Here is a 15992-nt window from a genome sequence, read left to right as displayed (position 1 = left end):
TTCAGCCCCCATGACGCCCCGGAGCCACTGATGACGACCGCCGCAGACGCGACCCACCGGGAGAGCGCGCCCACGGCGCCTCTCGGCCAGCACCCCGAGTGCCCCGACTGGCGACGCCTCGGGCCGACGCCGGTCGACGCGGCCCTGCGCGCGGCGGCCGCCGGCCACGAGGCCGAGACCCTCGAGCGAGAACGGCTGTGGAGCAAAGGTTTCAGCCGTCGACGGCTGCTCGCCGGGGGTATGGGGGTCGGCGTCGCCGCCCTCGGCTCGCAGCTGGTGACCACCCGGGTCGCGTATGCCGCGTCGGCCGCCACCACGGGCACGATGGTCGTCATCTTCCTGCGCGGGGGGATGGACGGCCTGTCGGTGCTCGTGCCGGGTGCCGACGCCGACTACCTGACGGCCCGGGGCTCGATCGCCGTCCCGGCCTCGTCGCTCATCCCGCTCGACCGCGGCTTCGGGCTGCACCCGGCGATGGCGCCGCTGCAGCCGCTGATCAGTCGGGGACAGCTGGCGGCGGTGCCGGCCATCTCGACGCCCGACCTCAGCCGCAGCCACTTCCAGGCCCAGGACTGCCTCGAGCGCGGGGGAGCGGTGACCGGTGCCCAGACCGGCTGGCTCGACCGGGTGCTGCAGGCGGGCGGGCCTGGCACGACCTTCCGGTCGGTGGCGGTGGGCGGGCTGATGCCCCGGTCGCTGGCGGGTCTCAACGGCGCCGTGCCCTTCGGCTCGCTGGCCAACCTCAAGGTCCAGGGGGCAGGCAACGCGGTCTGGTCGGAGAAGACCAACGTGGCCATCAAGGCGCTCTACACCGGGCTCGACGACCCGATCGCCGCCCAGGCAGGGATCGCGATCGACGCGGTGCGGACCGCCGCCGGGCTCACCTCCAGCCCACCCGTGACCACGGTGACCTACCCCACCGGCGAGGTCGGGTCGGCCCTGCGGGACGTCGCGACGCTGATCAAGGCGGGGTCGGGCGTGCGCGTCGCGACCGTCGACGTCGGCGGGTGGGACATGCATACGGGGCTCGGCACGATCGACGGGGGAGACATGACGCGCAGCCTCGGGGCGCTGGCCGCAGCCCTGGCTGCCTTCACCGCCGACCTCGGGGCGCTGCTCGACACGACGACGATCGTGACGATGAGCGAGTTCGGTCGTCGGCTCACCAAGAACGCGAGCGACGGCGTCGACCACGGTCACGGTGGCGTGAGCCTGGTGCTCGGTGGCGGAGTGCGCGGCGGCGTCAAGGGGACGTGGCGGGGGCTGGCACCGGCGGTTCTCGACCAGGGTGATGTGCCCGGCAGCAACGACTACCGCGACCTGCTCTCGGAGGTGGTCGGCACACGGCTGGGCCTGAGCGCCGGCGCCCTCGCCACCGTCTTCCCCGCCTGGACGCCGACCCGGCTCGGCCTCATGGCCTGACCGGGGTGGGTCGGGCCCGGGCTGCGCGCAGCCGAGTCGGAGGCCGGCTCGTCTCAGTCGAGGTCGTCGTTGAGACGGCCGAGCAGCGACGCGAGGGTGCCCACGTCGTCGGCGCTCCACCGGCTGAGGGCCTCGGCGATGCGGGCCCGTCGAGCCGACAGGGCAGCCGTCAGCAGCACGCTGCCCGTGTCGGTGATGTGCAGCAGCCGGGCCCGGGCGTCGCTCGGGGAGGTCAGCCGCTCGACGAGTCCGATCCGCTCGAGCACCGTGATGTTGCGGCTCATCGTGGACTTGTGCAGGCGCAGGCGCTCGGCGACGTCGGCGGCCCGCACGCCTTCGGGGAGCGTCTCGGAGAGCTCGAGCACGGTGATGAGCACGGCGTAGGACGCCGGATCGAGCTCGGGGTGGACCTCGGCGGCGATGGCGCCCGAGGTCGCGCGCGCACGTCGCAGCAACCGGGTGAGCTCACGCTCGACACCGGGGAGACCGGGGCGGTGGGGCACGGGCAGGCCTGTCTCGTCAGAGCGCCTGCGCTCGGGCCGGCAGGCGGCGATGGTCGCCACCGTAGCGGGCGAGGTCGGGTGGCGGGGTGGCCGGGGCCGCTCGCTCCCCTCGCGGCCGCCGCCTGCCACCCCCGCCGTCCGGGTCAGCCGGCGTCGACCTCGGTCAGGTCGCCGCTCCACAGCGTGTGGAAGGTGCCCTCCTTGTCGGTGCGCTCGTAGGTGTGCGCGCCGAAGTTGTCGCGCAGCCCCTGCACCAGGGCGGCCGGCAGCCGGTGGGCCCGCACGGTGTCGTAGGCCGCCAGCGCCCCTCCGAGCGCCGGCGCCGGGATGCCGCCGGTCGTCGCCACGGCGACGGCCCGCCGCCAGCCGTCCTGCCGGCGGGCGAGCCCGTCCTGCAGGCTGTCGGCCGCGAGCAGGGTCGCGAGGTCGGGGGTCGCGGCATACGCGTCGGTGATGTCGCGCAGGAGCCGGGCGCGGATGATGCAGCCGCCCCGCCAGATGCGGGCCACGGTGGCGATGTCGACGCCCCAGTCGTAGTGCTCGCTGGCGCCGCGGATCATCTCCAGGCCCTGGGCGTAGGCGACGACGCGCGACGACCAGAGGGCGGCCTCGAGGTCGGCGACGAGCCCGTCCCTGTCGAGTGCGCCGACCTCGCCCAGGGCGCGCCTGGGACCCGGTAGGCCGCGAGCAGCCTGGCGCACCAACAGGTCGCCCGACATTGCGCGCGCGAAGACGGCCGCGCCGATGCCGGGCACCGGCACGCCGAGCTCGAGGGCGATCTGCACGGTCCAGCGCCCGGTGCCCTTCTGCTCGGCCTCGTCCTTGATCAGCTCGACCAACGGGGTGCCGGTGCCGGCGTCGACCTGGGCGAGCACGGCGGCGGTGATCTCGACGAGGAAGGAGTCGAGATCACCCTCGTTCCACGTGCGGAAGACGTCGGCGGCCTCGGCGGCGGTGAAGCCGGAGGCCGAGAGCACGTCGTAGACCTCGGAGATGGCCTGCATGTCGGCGTACTCGATGCCGTTGTGCACCATCTTGACGAAGTGGCCGGCGCCGTCGGGTCCGAGGTGCGCGCAGCACGGCTCCCCGTCGATGTGGGCCGAGATCGACTCGAGGATCGGGCCGAGGGTCTCGTAGGCCGTCGCCGATCCGCCGGGCATGATCGACGGGCCCTCGAGCGCACCGACCTCGCCACCGGAGATGCCGGCGCCGACGAAGTGCAGACCTCTGTCAGCCAGGGCTTGCTCGCGACGGCGCGTGTCCTCGAAGTGGGCGTTGCCCCCGTCGACGACGATGTCGCCCTCGTCGAGCAGGGGCACGAGCTCGTCGAGGACCGCGTCGGTGGGGCCGCCGGCCTTGACCATGATGATGATGCGCCTCGGCTGCTCGAGCGAGCCGACGAACTGCTCCAGCGAGGTGCTGGGCACGAAGTCGCCCTCGTCGGCGAACTGCGACACCAGGTCGTCGACCTTGCCCTGGGTGCGGTTGTGCAGGGCCACGGTGTGGCCGTGGCGGGCGAGGTTGCGGGCCAGGTTGCGGCCCATGACGGCGAGGCCTGTAACGCCGATCTGGGCGGTGGGTGCGGGGGAGGGGGTGACAGTCACCTCCCCTGTCTACTCCCAGACTGCCGCCGCGTCACGGCGGGGGGACCTTCGTCCTCAGCTCACCCAGACCTGAGTGGAATACACTCAACTTTGCCGGACGTTTCCCCCGGCGCCCACCGCACTCGTCAGGTGCGCCGACCAGACCCGAAAGGACCCCCCATGGCAGGCACGGAGCTCCAGCTGACCACCAAGGCCAACGAGGCGGTCTCGACCGCGGTAGGCGACAGCGCAGCCCAGGGGCATCCGCACACCGAGACCGCCCACCTGCTGCGGGCACTCGCCCAGCAGACCGACACGACGACGCCGACCTTGCTGCAGGCGGCTGGCACCTCGGTGGCCGACACGATCACCGCGGCGGACAAGGTGCTCGCCAACCTGCCGTCGGTCAGCGGCTCCACGGTCTCGGCACCGGGCTTCTCGCGTGGTGCCCTGGCCGCGTTCGCGGCGGCCCGGGTCGAGATGACCGCGATGGGCGACTCCTTCGTGTCGACCGACCACCTGCTGCTCGCCCTCGCCCGCAGCGGCCAGTTCGGTCTCGACGCCGACGCCATCGAGAAGGCGATCCCGCAGGTGCGTGGGGGCAGGAAGGTCGACTCCGAGCACCCCGAGGCGTCGTACCAGGCTCTGGAGAAATACGGCACCGACCTCACCGCCGTCGCACGCGAGGGACGGCTCGACCCCGTGATCGGCCGCGACGCCGAGATCCGTCGGGTCGTGCAGGTGCTCAGCCGTCGCACCAAGAACAACCCCGTGCTCATCGGCGAGCCCGGCGTCGGCAAGACCGCGGTCGTCGAGGGTCTCGCCCAGCGCATCGTCGCGGGTGACGTGCCCGAGAGCCTCAAGGGCAAGCGCCTGATCTCGCTCGACCTCGGCTCGATGGTGGCCGGCGCGAAGTACCGCGGCGAGTTCGAGGAGCGGCTGAAGGCCGTCCTCGCAGAGATCACCGGCGCCTCAGGAGAGGTCATCACCTTCATCGACGAGCTGCACACGGTCGTCGGGGCCGGCGCCACCGGTGAGGGCTCGATGGACGCCAGCAACATGCTCAAGCCGCTGCTGGCCCGCGGAGAGCTGCGGCTGGTCGGGGCGACCACCCTCGACGAGTACCGCAAGCACATCGAGAAGGATGCCGCGCTCGAGCGCCGCTTCCAGCAGGTCTTCGTCGGTGAGCCAAGCGTCGAGGACACCATCGCCATCCTGCGCGGGCTCAAGGAGAAGTACGCCACGCACCACAAGGTGACCATCTCCGACGCCGCTCTCGTCGCCGCCGCAGCCCTGTCCGACCGCTACATCCCCGGCCGCCAGCTGCCCGACAAGGCCATCGACCTCGTCGACGAGGCTGCCTCGCGCCTGCGGATGGAGGTCGACTCGAGCCCCGTCGAGGTCGACGAGCTGCGGCGGTCCGTCGACCGCCTCCGGATGGAGGAGCTGCACCTCGAGAAGGAGACCGACCACGCCTCCCGCGACCGGCTCGAGCGCCTGCGCAAGGACCTCGCGGACCGCAGTGAGCAGCTGGCTGCCCTCACCGCCCGGTGGGAAGCCGAGAAGGCAGGGATCAACCGGGTCGGCGACCTGCGGGCCCAGCTCGACGACCTGCGCATCCTCGCCGAGCGCAATGAGCGCGAGGGTGACCTGGCCCGTGCCTCTGAGCTGCGCTACGGTCGAATCCCCTCGCTGGAGAAGGAGATCGAGGCCGCAACGCGAGACGAGGACGCCCGAGGCTCCGACGTCATGGTCAAGGACGAGGTCGGGGCCGACGACATCGCCGACGTCATCTCGGCCTGGACCGGCATACCCTCCGGCCGACTGCTCGAGGGCGAGACCGAGAAGCTGCTGCACATGGAGAGCCACCTCGGTGCTCGCCTCATCGGCCAGCAGACGGCGGTCCGCGCGGTGAGCGACGCCGTACGACGCGCCCGCTCGGGCATCGCGGACCCCGATCGCCCCACCGGCTCGTTCCTCTTCCTCGGCCCCACCGGAGTCGGCAAGACCGAGCTGGCCAAGTCACTGGCTGACTTCCTCTTCGACGATGAGCGCGCCATGGTGCGGATCGACATGTCGGAGTACTCCGAGCGGCACGCGGTCGCCCGCCTCGTGGGGGCGCCCCCCGGCTACGTCGGCTACGACGAGGGTGGGCAGCTGACCGAGGCCGTGCGGCGGCGGCCGTACTCCGTCGTGCTGCTCGACGAGGTCGAGAAGGCCCACCCCGAGACCTTCGACATCCTGCTGCAGGTGCTCGACGACGGGCGCCTGACTGACGGGCAGGGCCGGACGGTGGACTTCCGGAACGTCATCCTGGTGATGACCAGCAACCTCGGCAGCCACTACCTCGTCGACCCCACTCTCTCCGACGCGGTCAAGCACGACGCGGTCATGGGGACGGTGCGCGCGGCGTTCAAGCCCGAGCTGCTCAACCGGCTCGACGAGGTCATCGTCTTCGACCCGCTCTCCACCGACGACCTCGCCCACATCGTGGGCCTGCAGGTGCAGACCCTCGAGACCCGACTGCGAGACCGCCGGATCACCCTCGAGGTCACGCCCGGAGCCCGGGAGTGGCTCGCCCTCACCGGCTACGACCCGGCGTACGGCGCGCGCCCCCTACGACGCCTCGTGCAGAAGGAGATCGGTGACCGGCTGGCTCGTGCGATCCTGTCCGGCGAGGCGCGGGACGGCAGCGTCGTGGTCGTCGACCGCGACGACGAGGCCGACACGCTCGAGCTCCGGCCGTCAGGCGTGCGCTTGGACAAGTAGGTGGCCCACGGCCGGGCGGTGGCCGCCGCGGCGAGGCGAGGTGCACCCCCGGCTGCTCGCCCCCGCTCCGCCTCCCGGTCCGACCTCCCGCACGGGGGTCGCAGGAGGCGTCGGACAGGCGTCGGCACGGCGGGTGTGGCACCGTGCAGGGGTGGGTACCCCGTCGAGCGCTGGGACGACCGACGAGCCGGGTCGGCGGTCTCGCCCTCGCCGCGCTGGTCGCCCTCGCCGGGTGCTCCTCGCCCCCGCTGGGCACCGGTCGGCCGAGCGACCCCAGCGTGAGCGGTACGACGGCCACGCCGGGAGCGTCGGCGACGGTGGCGCCCGCACCAGCGGCAGCAGTGACGCACGTCCCGGCGGCGGTCTCCGTGGCCGGCGGCTCGTCTGCGGGCCAGGTCACCTCGGCGGTCAGCGCCTCCCTCTTCCGGTCCTCACCCGCGGCGACCGCGGCACCCGCCTCGTCGGGGGCCCCCGGGCCGCCACCGCGGCGGTGAGCGCCATGGCCCGGGCCCCGCACGGGCCCGTCCAGCTGCCCGGCGGCGGCCAGCGGGTGTTTCCCGGGCGGGCGCTCGTCGCGCTCTACGGCCACCCCGGCGGGGGAGGGCTCAGGGTCCTGGGCGAGCAGGGACCCGACGAGACGGTACGACGGGCCGCGAGCGTGGCGGCGCCGTACCGGACCCTCTACGACGTCCCGGTCGTGCCGACTCTGGAGATCATCGCTACCGTCGCCTCGGTGTCGGCGGGGGCCGACGGCGACTACTCCACCGAGAGCCCGGTCGCGAGCCTGCAGCCCATGGTCGACGCGGCGACCAGTGCAGGGCAGTACGTCGTGCTCGACCTGCAGCCGGGGCGCGCCGACATGGTCGAGCAGGCCAGGCGGTACCAGTCGCTGCTCGAGCAGCCCAACGTCGGTCTGGCCCTCGACCCCGAGTGGGCCCTCGGCCCCGACCAGCTGCCGCTGAAGCAGATCGGGTCGGTCACGGCCGGGCAGGTCAACGCCGTCGTGGGGTGGCTCGCTGGTCTCACGGCTGCGAGGAACCTCCCCCAGAAGGTGCTGGTGCTGCACCAGTTCCGCCCCGCGATGGTGCGCGACGCGGCCCGCCTCGACCGCAGCCGCGACGAGGTCGCGCTGCTCGTGCACGTCGACGGCCAGGGGCCCCGGTCGTCCAAGGAGTCGACGTGGGCACGCATCGTGGACACCACGCCCCCGGGCGTCTTCCTGGGCTGGAAGAACTTCTATGACGAGGACCCGCAGACCGCTTCGCCGGCCGACACCGTGAACCGCTCGCCGCGGCCGCTCATGGTGTCGTACCAGGAGGGGCCGAGGTGACGCCGGATGAGCTGGCCCGGGTGGTGTGGTCGGCGGTGGCGCCGGCCACGCCACCGCCCCCGGAGGGACGACCGCGCGTGGTGCCCGCCGCCGACGGGCCGGGCTGGCGCTCGCCGCTGGCGCTCCGGCTCGCGCCCGGACTGGCCCGGTCGTCGAGCGCGCTCGCACAGGAGGCCGCTGCCCGGCTGGCGGTTCACCCCGACGTGGGCGTGGTCCGGGTCCTCGGCGAGGGGGTGCTCGACGTGGTCCTCACCCCTGCGGCCGCGGGCACCGTCGTCGCGCGCGTGCTGTCGGCCGGGGGAGGGGCCGCGCCCCCCGCGCAGTCGTTGGCGACCCCGGGGCTCCCGGGGCCCGGTCGCCGTCGTCGCGACGAGCCGGTCTTCGCGCTGGTCTGGGCTCATTCCCGGGCGCGCACGGTGGTCGCCCTGGCTGCTGCGCAGGGCATCGGACCCGCTGAGGTCGGTGACCTGCTCACCGATCCCGCCGAGACGGCTCTGCTGACCGCCTTGGCGGCCTCCGCCGACGACGTGGCCCGCGCGATCCGCGCCGACGACGGGCTCTGGCTGCTGCGGCGGCTCGCCGAGCTCGCGGGCCGCACCCATGACTGGCTCGACCCCGAGACCGTGGTCCCGCGCCGCGTCGACGACCCGGTGGGGCCGGTGCACCAGGCCCGGGTGGCGCTCGCCCTAGCGACGGCCCTGGTCCTCGGGGCGGGCATCGACCTGCTCGGCCTGCCCCGACCGGTGCCGGTCTGACCGCTCGCCCCGAGACCGCGCGGTGCCCGGCGGGAGGTCGGCCCAGCTCCTGCCCGGTGCTGCGCGTCGCACAGCCGGCCACAGACGATCCTCAGGTTCCTCGAACCTTCCGCCCGGCTCGACGCGGCACCCTTGGAGCAGCCCCGCGTCCTCCACCTCCGCTGGCCGGTGCGCGCTCGACAGGACGATCGCCATGACCATTCCCACGGTGCTCAGCGCCGCTTCCGCCCAGGCCCACCCGGCTACCCTCACCGCCCTCCAGGTCGCCGTGACCGTCGGGGCCGGCGGTGCCGCAGCCGTCCTCCTTCGAGGACGAGCTCGCCTGGCCGGCCGGATGGCCGCGACGTCGTCGCTCGGCGCCAGGCCTGCAGCCGACGCCGTCCAGGCCCTGGCACCGGCTCGGCGTGCGGACCCGGCGATCACCTGCCGCCCCCAGCTGCTGACCCCTCCCGGTACGGCGCGAGCCCGCGGTGAGGTCGACCAGTGGCTGGCTCGGGGCGAGCTCGACCTCGAGACCTACCGCGAGCTGAGCCGCGTCTTCGCCGAGGTCGAGGCTGCCACCCGCGACTGAGTCGCCGCGACCACCGGACGACGACACCCCGGGCCCGCCAGATGGCGGGCCCGGGGTGTCGCGTGCAGTGGGGCGTCAGCCCATCTTGACGGGCTTGACGTCGTATCGGTCGCCCATCATCACCTTGTCCCACACGGCGACGAAGTCACGCACGAAGCGCGTGTGTCCCTCGCTGCCGTCGCTGCCGGCGTAGACCTCGGCGACGGCGCGCAGCTGCGAGTTGGACCCGAACAGCAGGTCGCTGCGCGAGGCGCGGTAGGCCACCCCGCCGCCCTCGCGGTGGTCGAGGGTGAAGCTGGTGCCGGCCTCGTCGACCTTGCTCCACTCGTAGTCCATGCTCGTCACGGTGGTGAAGAAGTCCGTGGTGAGCTCGCCGACCCGGTGGGTGAAGACCCCGGTCTCCGACCCGTCGTGATTGCAGCCCAGCACGCGCAGGCCGCCGGTGAGGGCGACCCACTGCGGTGCGCTCAGCCCGAGGAGGGCGGCCTTGTCGAGGAAGAGCGTCTCCGGCGCGACGGTCGTGACCTGGGCGTAGTCGTCCATCACGTAGTTGCGGAACCCGTCGACGACCGGTGCCAGCCACTCGAAGGTGGGGATGTCGGTCTGCTCCTGGGTCGCGTCGACCCGTCCCGGGGTGAAGGGCACCGTCACCTCGACACCGGCGGCACGTGCGGCCTGCTCGACCGCGGAGCAGCCGCCGAGCACGATGAGGTCGGCCAGGCTGACCTCGGCCTCACCGGAGGCGTTGAAGTCAACCATCACGCCACGTAGGGCCGACACGACGCCGACGGCGCGGGCGTTGACGGCCCAGTCCTTCTGCGGCGCGAGGGCGATGCGGGCGCCGTTGGCGCCGCCGCGCTTGTCGGAGTGGCGGAAGGTCACCGCCGACGAGAAGGCGGTGTAGGCGAGGTCGGAGACCGACAGGCCGGTGGCGAGCACGGCCTGCTTGAGCCGGCTCACCTCCGCCTCGCCGATGACGGCGTGCTGGAGCGCGGGGAGCGGGTCCTGCCAGGGCAGCTCGTCGGTGTTGACCTCAGGGCCGAGGTAGCGAGACTTCGGGCCCATGTCGCGGTGGGTCAGCTTGTACCAGGCCTTCGAGAACTCCCGCGTGAAGAGGTCGAAGTCGGCGAGGAACCGCTGGCAGATCGCGTTGTAGACCGGGTCCACCTTCAGTGCGATGTCACTGGTCATCATCATCAGCGAGTGGTCGACGCCCGCGAGGTGCGCGTCGGGGGTTCGCGGCGCGGTTGGGTCGACCGGCTTCCACTGCAGGGCACCGGCCGGGCTCTGGTCCTTCTCCCACTCGAAGCGGAAGAGGTTCTCGAGGTAGGAGTTGTCCCACTGCGTCGGGTCGGGCGTCCACGACCCCTCGATGCCGTTGGTCATGGTGTACTCCGCGAAGCCCTTGCCCTCGGGGTTGGCCCAGCCCAGGCCCATGGCCTCCATCGGGGCGATCTCGGGCGGCGGCCCGACCTTGTCGGCCGCGACCATGCCGTGGCTCTTGCCGAAGGCGTGACCGCCGGCGATCAGCGCCACCGTCTCGAGGTCGTCCATGGCCATGCGGCCGAAGGTGATCCGGATGTCGACGGCCGAGGCCGCCGGGTCTCCGTTGGCGTTGGGGCCCTCGGGGTTGACGTAGATCAGCGCCTGGTGCGAGGCGGCCAGCGGCTGCTCCAGCTCGTAGTCGGCGTCGCCGGGCTGACCGGTCCAGCGCTTGTCGCGCATGACCATCGCGTCGAACGAGTCGGGGTTGCTGTTCTCGATGTACTCCGCGCCCCAGTACGTCGAGTCGTCGGCCTCCCACGCGTCTCGGCGTCCGCCACCGAAGCCGTAGGTGGGGAAGCCCATGATCTCGAGCGCGCAGTTGCCGGTGAGGACCATGAGGTCGGCCCACGACAGCGCGTTGCCGTGCTTCTGCTTGATCGGCCAGAGCAGGCGGCGCGACTTGTCGGTGTTGCCGTTGTCCCACCAGCTGCTGATCGGCGCGAAGCGCTGGAGCGCCTGGCCGGCGCCGCCGCGGCCGTCGGCGATGCGGTAGGTGCCCGCGGCGTGCCACGCCATGCGGATCATCTGCGGGCCGTAGTTGCCGTAGTCCGAGGGCCACCAGGACACCGAGGTCGTCAGGAACCTCTTGATCTCGCCCTTCAGGCCCTCGAGGTCGATCGCGCTGAAGGCGGCCTCGTAGTCGAAGTCGCGCAGCGGGTCGGCCGCGGCACCGTTCGTGTGGAGCTGCTCGACCCGGAGGCGGTCCGGATACCAGTCGGACAGCGTCGGCTTGGAGGTGTAGGCCCCACCGATCGTGTTGCCGCCGAAGGGACACGTGCCCTGGAGGACGTCGTCGTACTCGACGTATTCAGTCATGGGTGGAAACTACCCGGTCAGCCGGTGTCCCACACCTGTCCTCGGCTCGTCGCTCCGCCTGGCTGGTCGCGTGGCGCCCGTGGGCGGTCCCCGCTGGCGCGACGAGCTGGAGCAGGTGGGCGAACGTCGGGCCGTGGCTCCCGCTACGTCGACGTCCTCGGCTGGCGCGCCACCAGCCACAGTGACCCCCAGGGCGGCACCACGACGTCTCCGTCGACATATCGAGGCGGCACGCCGGTAAGCGCGTCCACGGGCTCGAACAACCCGAGGTCAGCGAGTCGCCAACCAGGCCAACGGGATTCGTCGCCGCGCACGTTGTGCAGAGCCACCATGACCCCGACCGGGTGGCGCCGCAGCAGCGCGAGCACTCCCGGGTCGTGCACCTCGAGCACCTCGGTCGCGACGGACGCGTGCAGGTAGGGCAGGGACGCCCGCACCCGGGCGATGCGGGCGATCGCCTCGAACACCTGCCCCTGAGGGGTGCTCCGGTCGTGCCGACGACGGGCGCGGTCCCAGTCGAGGCGGGGGCGGTGGGTCCAGCGGTTGTCGTCGGCGTGCCCCGGCTCGTCGGCCCAGTCGGGGTCGTCGAGCTGGGCCAGCTCGTCACCACTCCACAGCACCGGTATGCCGCCGAAGCCCGCGATCACCGTGTGAGCCAGCACGATCCGGGCCACGGCACCCTCGGCCGCAGCACGGTCGGTGCCGGCCGAGGCCAGCCCGGCCAGCTGGGCAGCGGTGCCGCTGATGCGCCGGTCACCGGTCGCCTCGTTCTCCTGGAAGACCAGGCCGCGGGCCGGCGACCCGGGGAAGGACCCGGCATACCACTGCGAGAGGAAGCGTCGGTGCGACCACCCGTCGAGCCCGAGGAAGGCGGCGTCGGCGTCGTCGATCGCCCAGCCGATGTCGTCGTGGCAGCGCACGTAGGTGATCCAGGTCGATCGGGGCGGTGCGGGCGGCAGCCCCCGCAGGGCGTGGGCGGTCAGCCGCACGTCGCCGGTCGCGAGCATCGACCAGATCTGCACCATGAGGCTGTTGTGGTAGGCGAGGTCGCTCACCTTGCCCTGGTAGCCACCGGCGCCGAGATAGGCCAGCAGGTCACGCGGCGCCACGATCGCCTCGGCCTTGAAGACCGTTGCGGGACAGGCGATCCGGGCCAGCGTGCGAAGCACCTGCGTGATGTCGTGCACCTCGGGCTGGTTCTGGCAGTTCGTGCCGAGGCGCTTCCACATGAACGCGATGGCGTCGAGCCGCAGCACCTCGACCCCGGTGTTGGCCAGGTCCAGCACGATCTCGGCGTAGTCGCGCATGACGGCGGGGTTGGCCCAGTTGACGTCCCACTGCCAGGAGTTGAAGGTCGTCCACACCCAGCCCTGCACGCCGTCGTCCCAGGTGAAGTTGCCGGGCGCGAAGTCGGGGAAGACCTCGGGCAGGGTGCACTCGTAGGCATCCGGACCCTGGGGCCCGCCGCGGTCGTCGAAGATGTGGAAGTAGTCGCGGTGGACGGCGTCGCCGGCCCGGGCGGCGACCGCCCAGGCGTGCTCGCGGGCCACGTGGTTGAGCACCAGGTCGAGCACCAGCGAGATGCCGCGCCGCCGCAGGGTGGTGGCCAGTGCGCGCAGGTCGTCCATCGACCCCAGATCAGGGCGCACGCGGGTGTAGTCGGCCACGGCATACCCACCGTCGTTGTCGCCCTCGCGGGGCAGCAGCAGCGGCATGAGGTGCAGGTAGGTGACCCCGAGCTCCTCGAGGTAGGGGACCTGCTCCCCGACGCCCTCCAGCGTGCCGCCGAAGCGGTCGGCGTAGGTCGCGTAGCCCAGCATGCGGGGCGACTGCAGCCAGTCGGGCTCGAGCAGGCGCCGCTCGTCGAGCAGGTGCAGCTCGTCGTCGCGGGCCCCGTATGCCGCCGCCGCCAGCGCGACCAGCTGCGTGGCCAGGACCCGCCCCTCCTGCGCCCCGTGCAGCCGCACGAGGGGCTCGAGCAGGTCGTCCCACCAGCGGTCGAGCCGCAGGGCGAAGGTCTGGCGACGGTGGGTGGGGGCCGAGGCGAGCGCCGTGGCGGCGACGTCGTGGGCGGAGGCCGGGGCGGCCGACAGTGGCATGTGGCCATCGTGCCGAATGCGCCCGTCCTCAGGGAAGGGACACGCGGAAACGTTTTCGCCGAAGCACCCGAGATGCGCCAGGCCTGCTGGGCGCGACCTGCACGCGGGCGAGGTCGTTCAGCGGCGCGGACGCTCGGGCTCCTGCGCTACGGGCTGTTCGTGCGGCTGCGTCGCCGGTGGCGGGCGCAGGACTGAGGCGCTCGGGGCGGCCCCTAGAGTGGCGCCATGTCCACGCTCCACCTCGGCGGTCACGTCGACAGCACCGATCCCGTCGCCGAGGCGCAGGCGCGCGGCGCCCGCCTCAGCCAGTTCTTCCTCGGCGACCCGCAGAGCTACAAGGGCCCCGTCATCGCGTACGCCGCGGGGCCGGCTGCGCTGAAGGCTGCCGCCGAGGCGGCGGGGATCGACCTCTACGTGCACGCGCCGTACCCGATCAACGTCGCCTCGCTCAACAACCGGATCCGCATCCCGGGCCGCAAGCTGCTCCAGCAGCACCTGCTCGCCGCCGCCGAGATCGGGGCGAAGGGGGTCGTCGTGCACGGCGGTCACCTCGGGGCCGACGACGACGCGCTCAGGGGCTTCGACAACTGGCGCAAGTGCGTCGACGGGCTCGAGATGCCCGTGCCGCTGCTGATCGAGAACACTGCGGGCGGTGACAACGCGATGGCCCGCCGCCTCGAGGCGATCGGACGGCTGTGGGACGCGATCGGTGCCGCGGAGGGCGGCCACACGGTCGGCTTCTGCCTCGACACCTGCCACGCGCACGCAGGCGGCAACGAGCTCGAGACCGTGGTCGAGAAGATCCGCGGCATCACCGGGCGCATCGACCTCGTCCACTGCAACGACTCCCGCGACGACTTCGACTCCGGCGCCGACCGCCACACCAACCTCGGGTCGGGTCTGATCGACGCCGCCGACCTCGCCCACGTCGTGCGGGAGGCCGCCGCTCCGGTGGTCGTCGAGACGCCCGGCGGGGTGCAGGGTCAGGCCGACGACATCGCGTGGCTGCGCGAGCACCTGGCCTGACCCCGCGGCATACCGGATGGGGGCGATGGTGAGGTGGCCGTCGGGAAGGGTCAGGCGGCGGTGGAGCCGGCCAGCAGGGCCCCGTGGAAGCCGCCGAGCGTGGTCAGCCGGGTCGAGGCCACCTGGGCCCGTATGTCCTGCACGGCCTGCGGGTCGGCGACGTGGCCGAAGGGCATCGCCCGGCTCCTGGTCGTGATGACGGGGACCGCCGTGACCGGCAGCCCCAGGGCCAGGGCCCGCAGCGCGTACTTCTCCGCGGGGGGTCGCCCACCCGCCAGGTTGCCCGAGCTCCTGGCGACGAGCGCGACCCCCCGCACCCGCTGGGTGACCGTGGCGGGGTGCAGGCCGGCATACGCCATCACCGTCATTCCGCCCATGGAGTGGCCGGCGAGCACCACCGGACCCTCGGGCGCGACGGACTGCAGGACGGTGTCGAGATCGCGGGCGAGGCGCCTGATGCTCAGGCCCCGGGCGCGGTAGCGACCTCCGGCGAGGGTCGAGCCCTCGTGGCCGCGCTGGTCCCAGGTGACCACCCGCAGACCGGGGCGCCGGTGGCTTCGGGCTCGTGCACCTGCACGGACAGCAGCGCTCCGTCGTCGGCCACCAGCCGGTGCGCGCGAGCGGGGTGCAGGTTGGTGGTCGTCACAGCGCGAAGCCTGCTCTCGGAACCAGTTGAGGGGGGTGACCGCCGGGATGCGGCCCGCGCCGGCCGGGGGTCGACCCTAGGGTGGGGCCATGTCGACTGCACTCGTCACCGGCGCGACCGCCGGGATCGGTCTCGAGTTCGCCCGCCAGCTCGCCGAGAAGGGGCACGACGTCGTGCTGGTCGCCCGCGACCGCGCCCGGCTCGAGGACGTCTCCGACGACCTGCGTCGCACGTTCGGCGTCGAGACCGAGATCATCGCCGCCGACCTCGCCGACCGGGCCCAGGTGGGCAAGGTGGCCGAGCGTCTCGACGACGACGCCCGGCCGATCGACCTGCTGGTCAACAACGCCGGCTACGGCCTGGGGCGCTCGTTCCTGCAGAACGACGTCGAGGTCGAGGAGCAGCTCTTCGAGGTGCTCTGCCGGGCCGTGCTGGTGCTGTCGCACGCCGGCGCGAGCGCGATGCGGAGGCGGGGTCACGGCGCGATCGTCAACGTCTCGTCGGTCGCCGGCTTCGCGGCGATGGGCACCTACTCGGCAGCCAAGTCGTGGGTCACCGTCTTCTCCGAGGGGCTCGCCACCGAGCTGCTGGGCACCGGGGTCACGGTGACTGCGCTCTGCCCGGGCTTCGTGCACACCGAGTTCCACGACCGGGCGGCCCTCAACATGTCGGCGCTGCCGGCCCGCCTGTGGCTCGAGACGCCCGCGTTGGTGCGACGGGCGCTCGACGACGTCAATCGCGGGCGGGTCGTATCGGTCCCGGGTGTGCAGTACCGCGCGCTCGTGGCGCTCATGCGGGCGCTGCCCCGTTCGGTGGTGCGGCAGAGCTCCGGATCACTGCACAGACGACGGCGCAGGACGGGGTAGTCGTCCGCACCGTCACCACGTCTGGCTGATCTCCCCCCAGCGTCAGGCTGCGGTCGGACAG

12 protein-coding genes are annotated in these 15992 nt (G+C 72.7%); 7 read left to right on the top strand and 5 right to left on the bottom strand.

The window, feature by feature from the left end:
* Positions 1–30 precede the first annotated feature (30 nt).
* Positions 31–1422 carry a DUF1501 domain-containing protein gene (locus V3N99_10045; GenBank protein MEO3937086.1) on the top strand — a complete coding sequence of 464 codons (1392 nt, stop codon included), beginning with the start codon at positions 31–33 and terminating at the stop codon, positions 1420–1422.
* A gap of 53 nt (positions 1423–1475) precedes the next feature.
* Here the strand turns inward: V3N99_10045 and V3N99_10040 are convergent, their stop codons facing one another.
* Complete coding sequence (locus tag V3N99_10040) at positions 1476–1925, bottom strand: MarR family winged helix-turn-helix transcriptional regulator (GenBank protein ID MEO3937085.1); 450 nt, start codon at positions 1923–1925, stop codon at positions 1476–1478.
* 143 nt (positions 1926–2068) lie between these two features.
* Positions 2069–3529: an NADP-dependent phosphogluconate dehydrogenase gene (gndA, locus tag V3N99_10035; GenBank protein ID MEO3937084.1), complete on the bottom strand. Its 1461-nt coding sequence runs from the start codon at positions 3527–3529 to the stop codon at positions 2069–2071.
* Positions 3530–3688: 159 nt separating this feature from the next.
* On the opposite strand from gndA, the gene clpB reads away from it, so the two are divergent.
* The 4 genes from clpB to V3N99_10015 all read left to right on the top strand — a co-directional run bounded on the left by clpB (position 3689) and on the right by V3N99_10015 (position 8933).
* On the top strand, positions 3689–6277 hold the full coding sequence (clpB, locus tag V3N99_10030; protein ID MEO3937083.1) for an ATP-dependent chaperone ClpB: 2589 nt from the start codon (positions 3689–3691) through the stop codon (positions 6275–6277).
* 232 nt (positions 6278–6509) lie between these two features.
* A complete protein-coding gene (locus V3N99_10025; protein ID MEO3937082.1) occupies positions 6510–7607 on the top strand; it encodes a hypothetical protein in 1098 nt (365 codons plus the stop codon).
* The gene (locus tag V3N99_10020; GenBank protein MEO3937081.1) at positions 7604–8362 is read left to right on the top strand and encodes a DALR anticodon-binding domain-containing protein; all 759 of its coding nucleotides are present in this window, start codon (positions 7604–7606) and stop codon (positions 8360–8362) included. The genes V3N99_10025 and V3N99_10020 overlap by 4 nt, the downstream gene beginning before the upstream one ends.
* Before the next feature lie 193 nt (positions 8363–8555).
* On the top strand, positions 8556–8933 hold the full coding sequence (locus tag V3N99_10015; protein MEO3937080.1) for a hypothetical protein: 378 nt from the start codon (positions 8556–8558) through the stop codon (positions 8931–8933).
* Between the two features lie 75 nt (positions 8934–9008).
* On the opposite strand, the gene katG is transcribed toward V3N99_10015, so the two are convergent.
* Both katG and V3N99_10005 read right to left on the bottom strand, forming a co-directional pair.
* Complete coding sequence (gene katG / locus V3N99_10010; GenBank protein ID MEO3937079.1) at positions 9009–11294, bottom strand: catalase/peroxidase HPI; 2286 nt, start codon at positions 11292–11294, stop codon at positions 9009–9011.
* Positions 11295–11437: 143 nt separating this feature from the next.
* Positions 11438–13393 (bottom strand): alpha-amylase family protein, encoded by a 1956-nt coding sequence (locus tag V3N99_10005; protein ID MEO3937078.1) that lies wholly within the window; start codon positions 13391–13393, stop codon positions 11438–11440.
* A gap of 225 nt (positions 13394–13618) precedes the next feature.
* On the opposite strand from V3N99_10005, the gene V3N99_10000 reads away from it, so the two are divergent.
* Positions 13619–14419, top strand: coding sequence for a deoxyribonuclease IV (locus tag V3N99_10000; protein MEO3937077.1), 801 nt, complete (start codon positions 13619–13621; stop codon positions 14417–14419).
* 50 nt (positions 14420–14469) lie between these two features.
* Here the strand turns inward: V3N99_10000 and V3N99_09995 are convergent, their stop codons facing one another.
* A complete protein-coding gene (locus V3N99_09995) occupies positions 14470–15114 on the bottom strand; it encodes an alpha/beta fold hydrolase (GenBank protein ID MEO3937076.1) in 645 nt (214 codons plus the stop codon).
* A gap of 40 nt (positions 15115–15154) precedes the next feature.
* On the opposite strand from V3N99_09995, the gene V3N99_09990 reads away from it, so the two are divergent.
* Entirely contained in the window at positions 15155–15931 is a 777-nt protein-coding gene (locus V3N99_09990) for an SDR family oxidoreductase (GenBank protein ID MEO3937075.1), read from the top strand.
* Positions 15932–15992 lie beyond the last annotated feature (61 nt).

Source organism: Dermatophilaceae bacterium Soc4.6 (genome assembly GCA_039889245.1).
Classification (GTDB): domain Bacteria; phylum Actinomycetota; class Actinomycetes; order Actinomycetales; family Dermatophilaceae; genus Lapillicoccus.
The sequence above is the reverse complement of the archived record's forward strand: the minus strand, read 5'-3'. Positions and strand labels throughout refer to the sequence as shown.

What these genes read in the sequence shown, in the direction of transcription:
- V3N99_10045 (MEO3937086.1), top strand. Translation starts at nt 31, where the DNA reads ATGACGACCGCCGCAGACGCGACCCACCGGGAGAGCGCGCCCACGGCG.
- clpB (MEO3937083.1), top strand. Translation starts at nt 3,689, where the DNA reads ATGGCAGGCACGGAGCTCCAGCTGACCACCAAGGCCAACGAGGCGGTC.
- V3N99_10015 (MEO3937080.1), top strand. Translation starts at nt 8,556, where the DNA reads ATGACCATTCCCACGGTGCTCAGCGCCGCTTCCGCCCAGGCCCACCCG.
- katG (MEO3937079.1), bottom strand. Translation starts at nt 11,294, where the DNA reads ATGACTGAATACGTCGAGTACGACGACGTCCTCCAGGGCACGTGTCCC.
- V3N99_10005 (MEO3937078.1), bottom strand. Translation starts at nt 13,393, where the DNA reads ATGCCACTGTCGGCCGCCCCGGCCTCCGCCCACGACGTCGCCGCCACG.
- V3N99_10000 (MEO3937077.1), top strand. Translation starts at nt 13,619, where the DNA reads ATGTCCACGCTCCACCTCGGCGGTCACGTCGACAGCACCGATCCCGTC.
- V3N99_09990 (MEO3937075.1), top strand. Translation starts at nt 15,155, where the DNA reads ATGTCGACTGCACTCGTCACCGGCGCGACCGCCGGGATCGGTCTCGAG.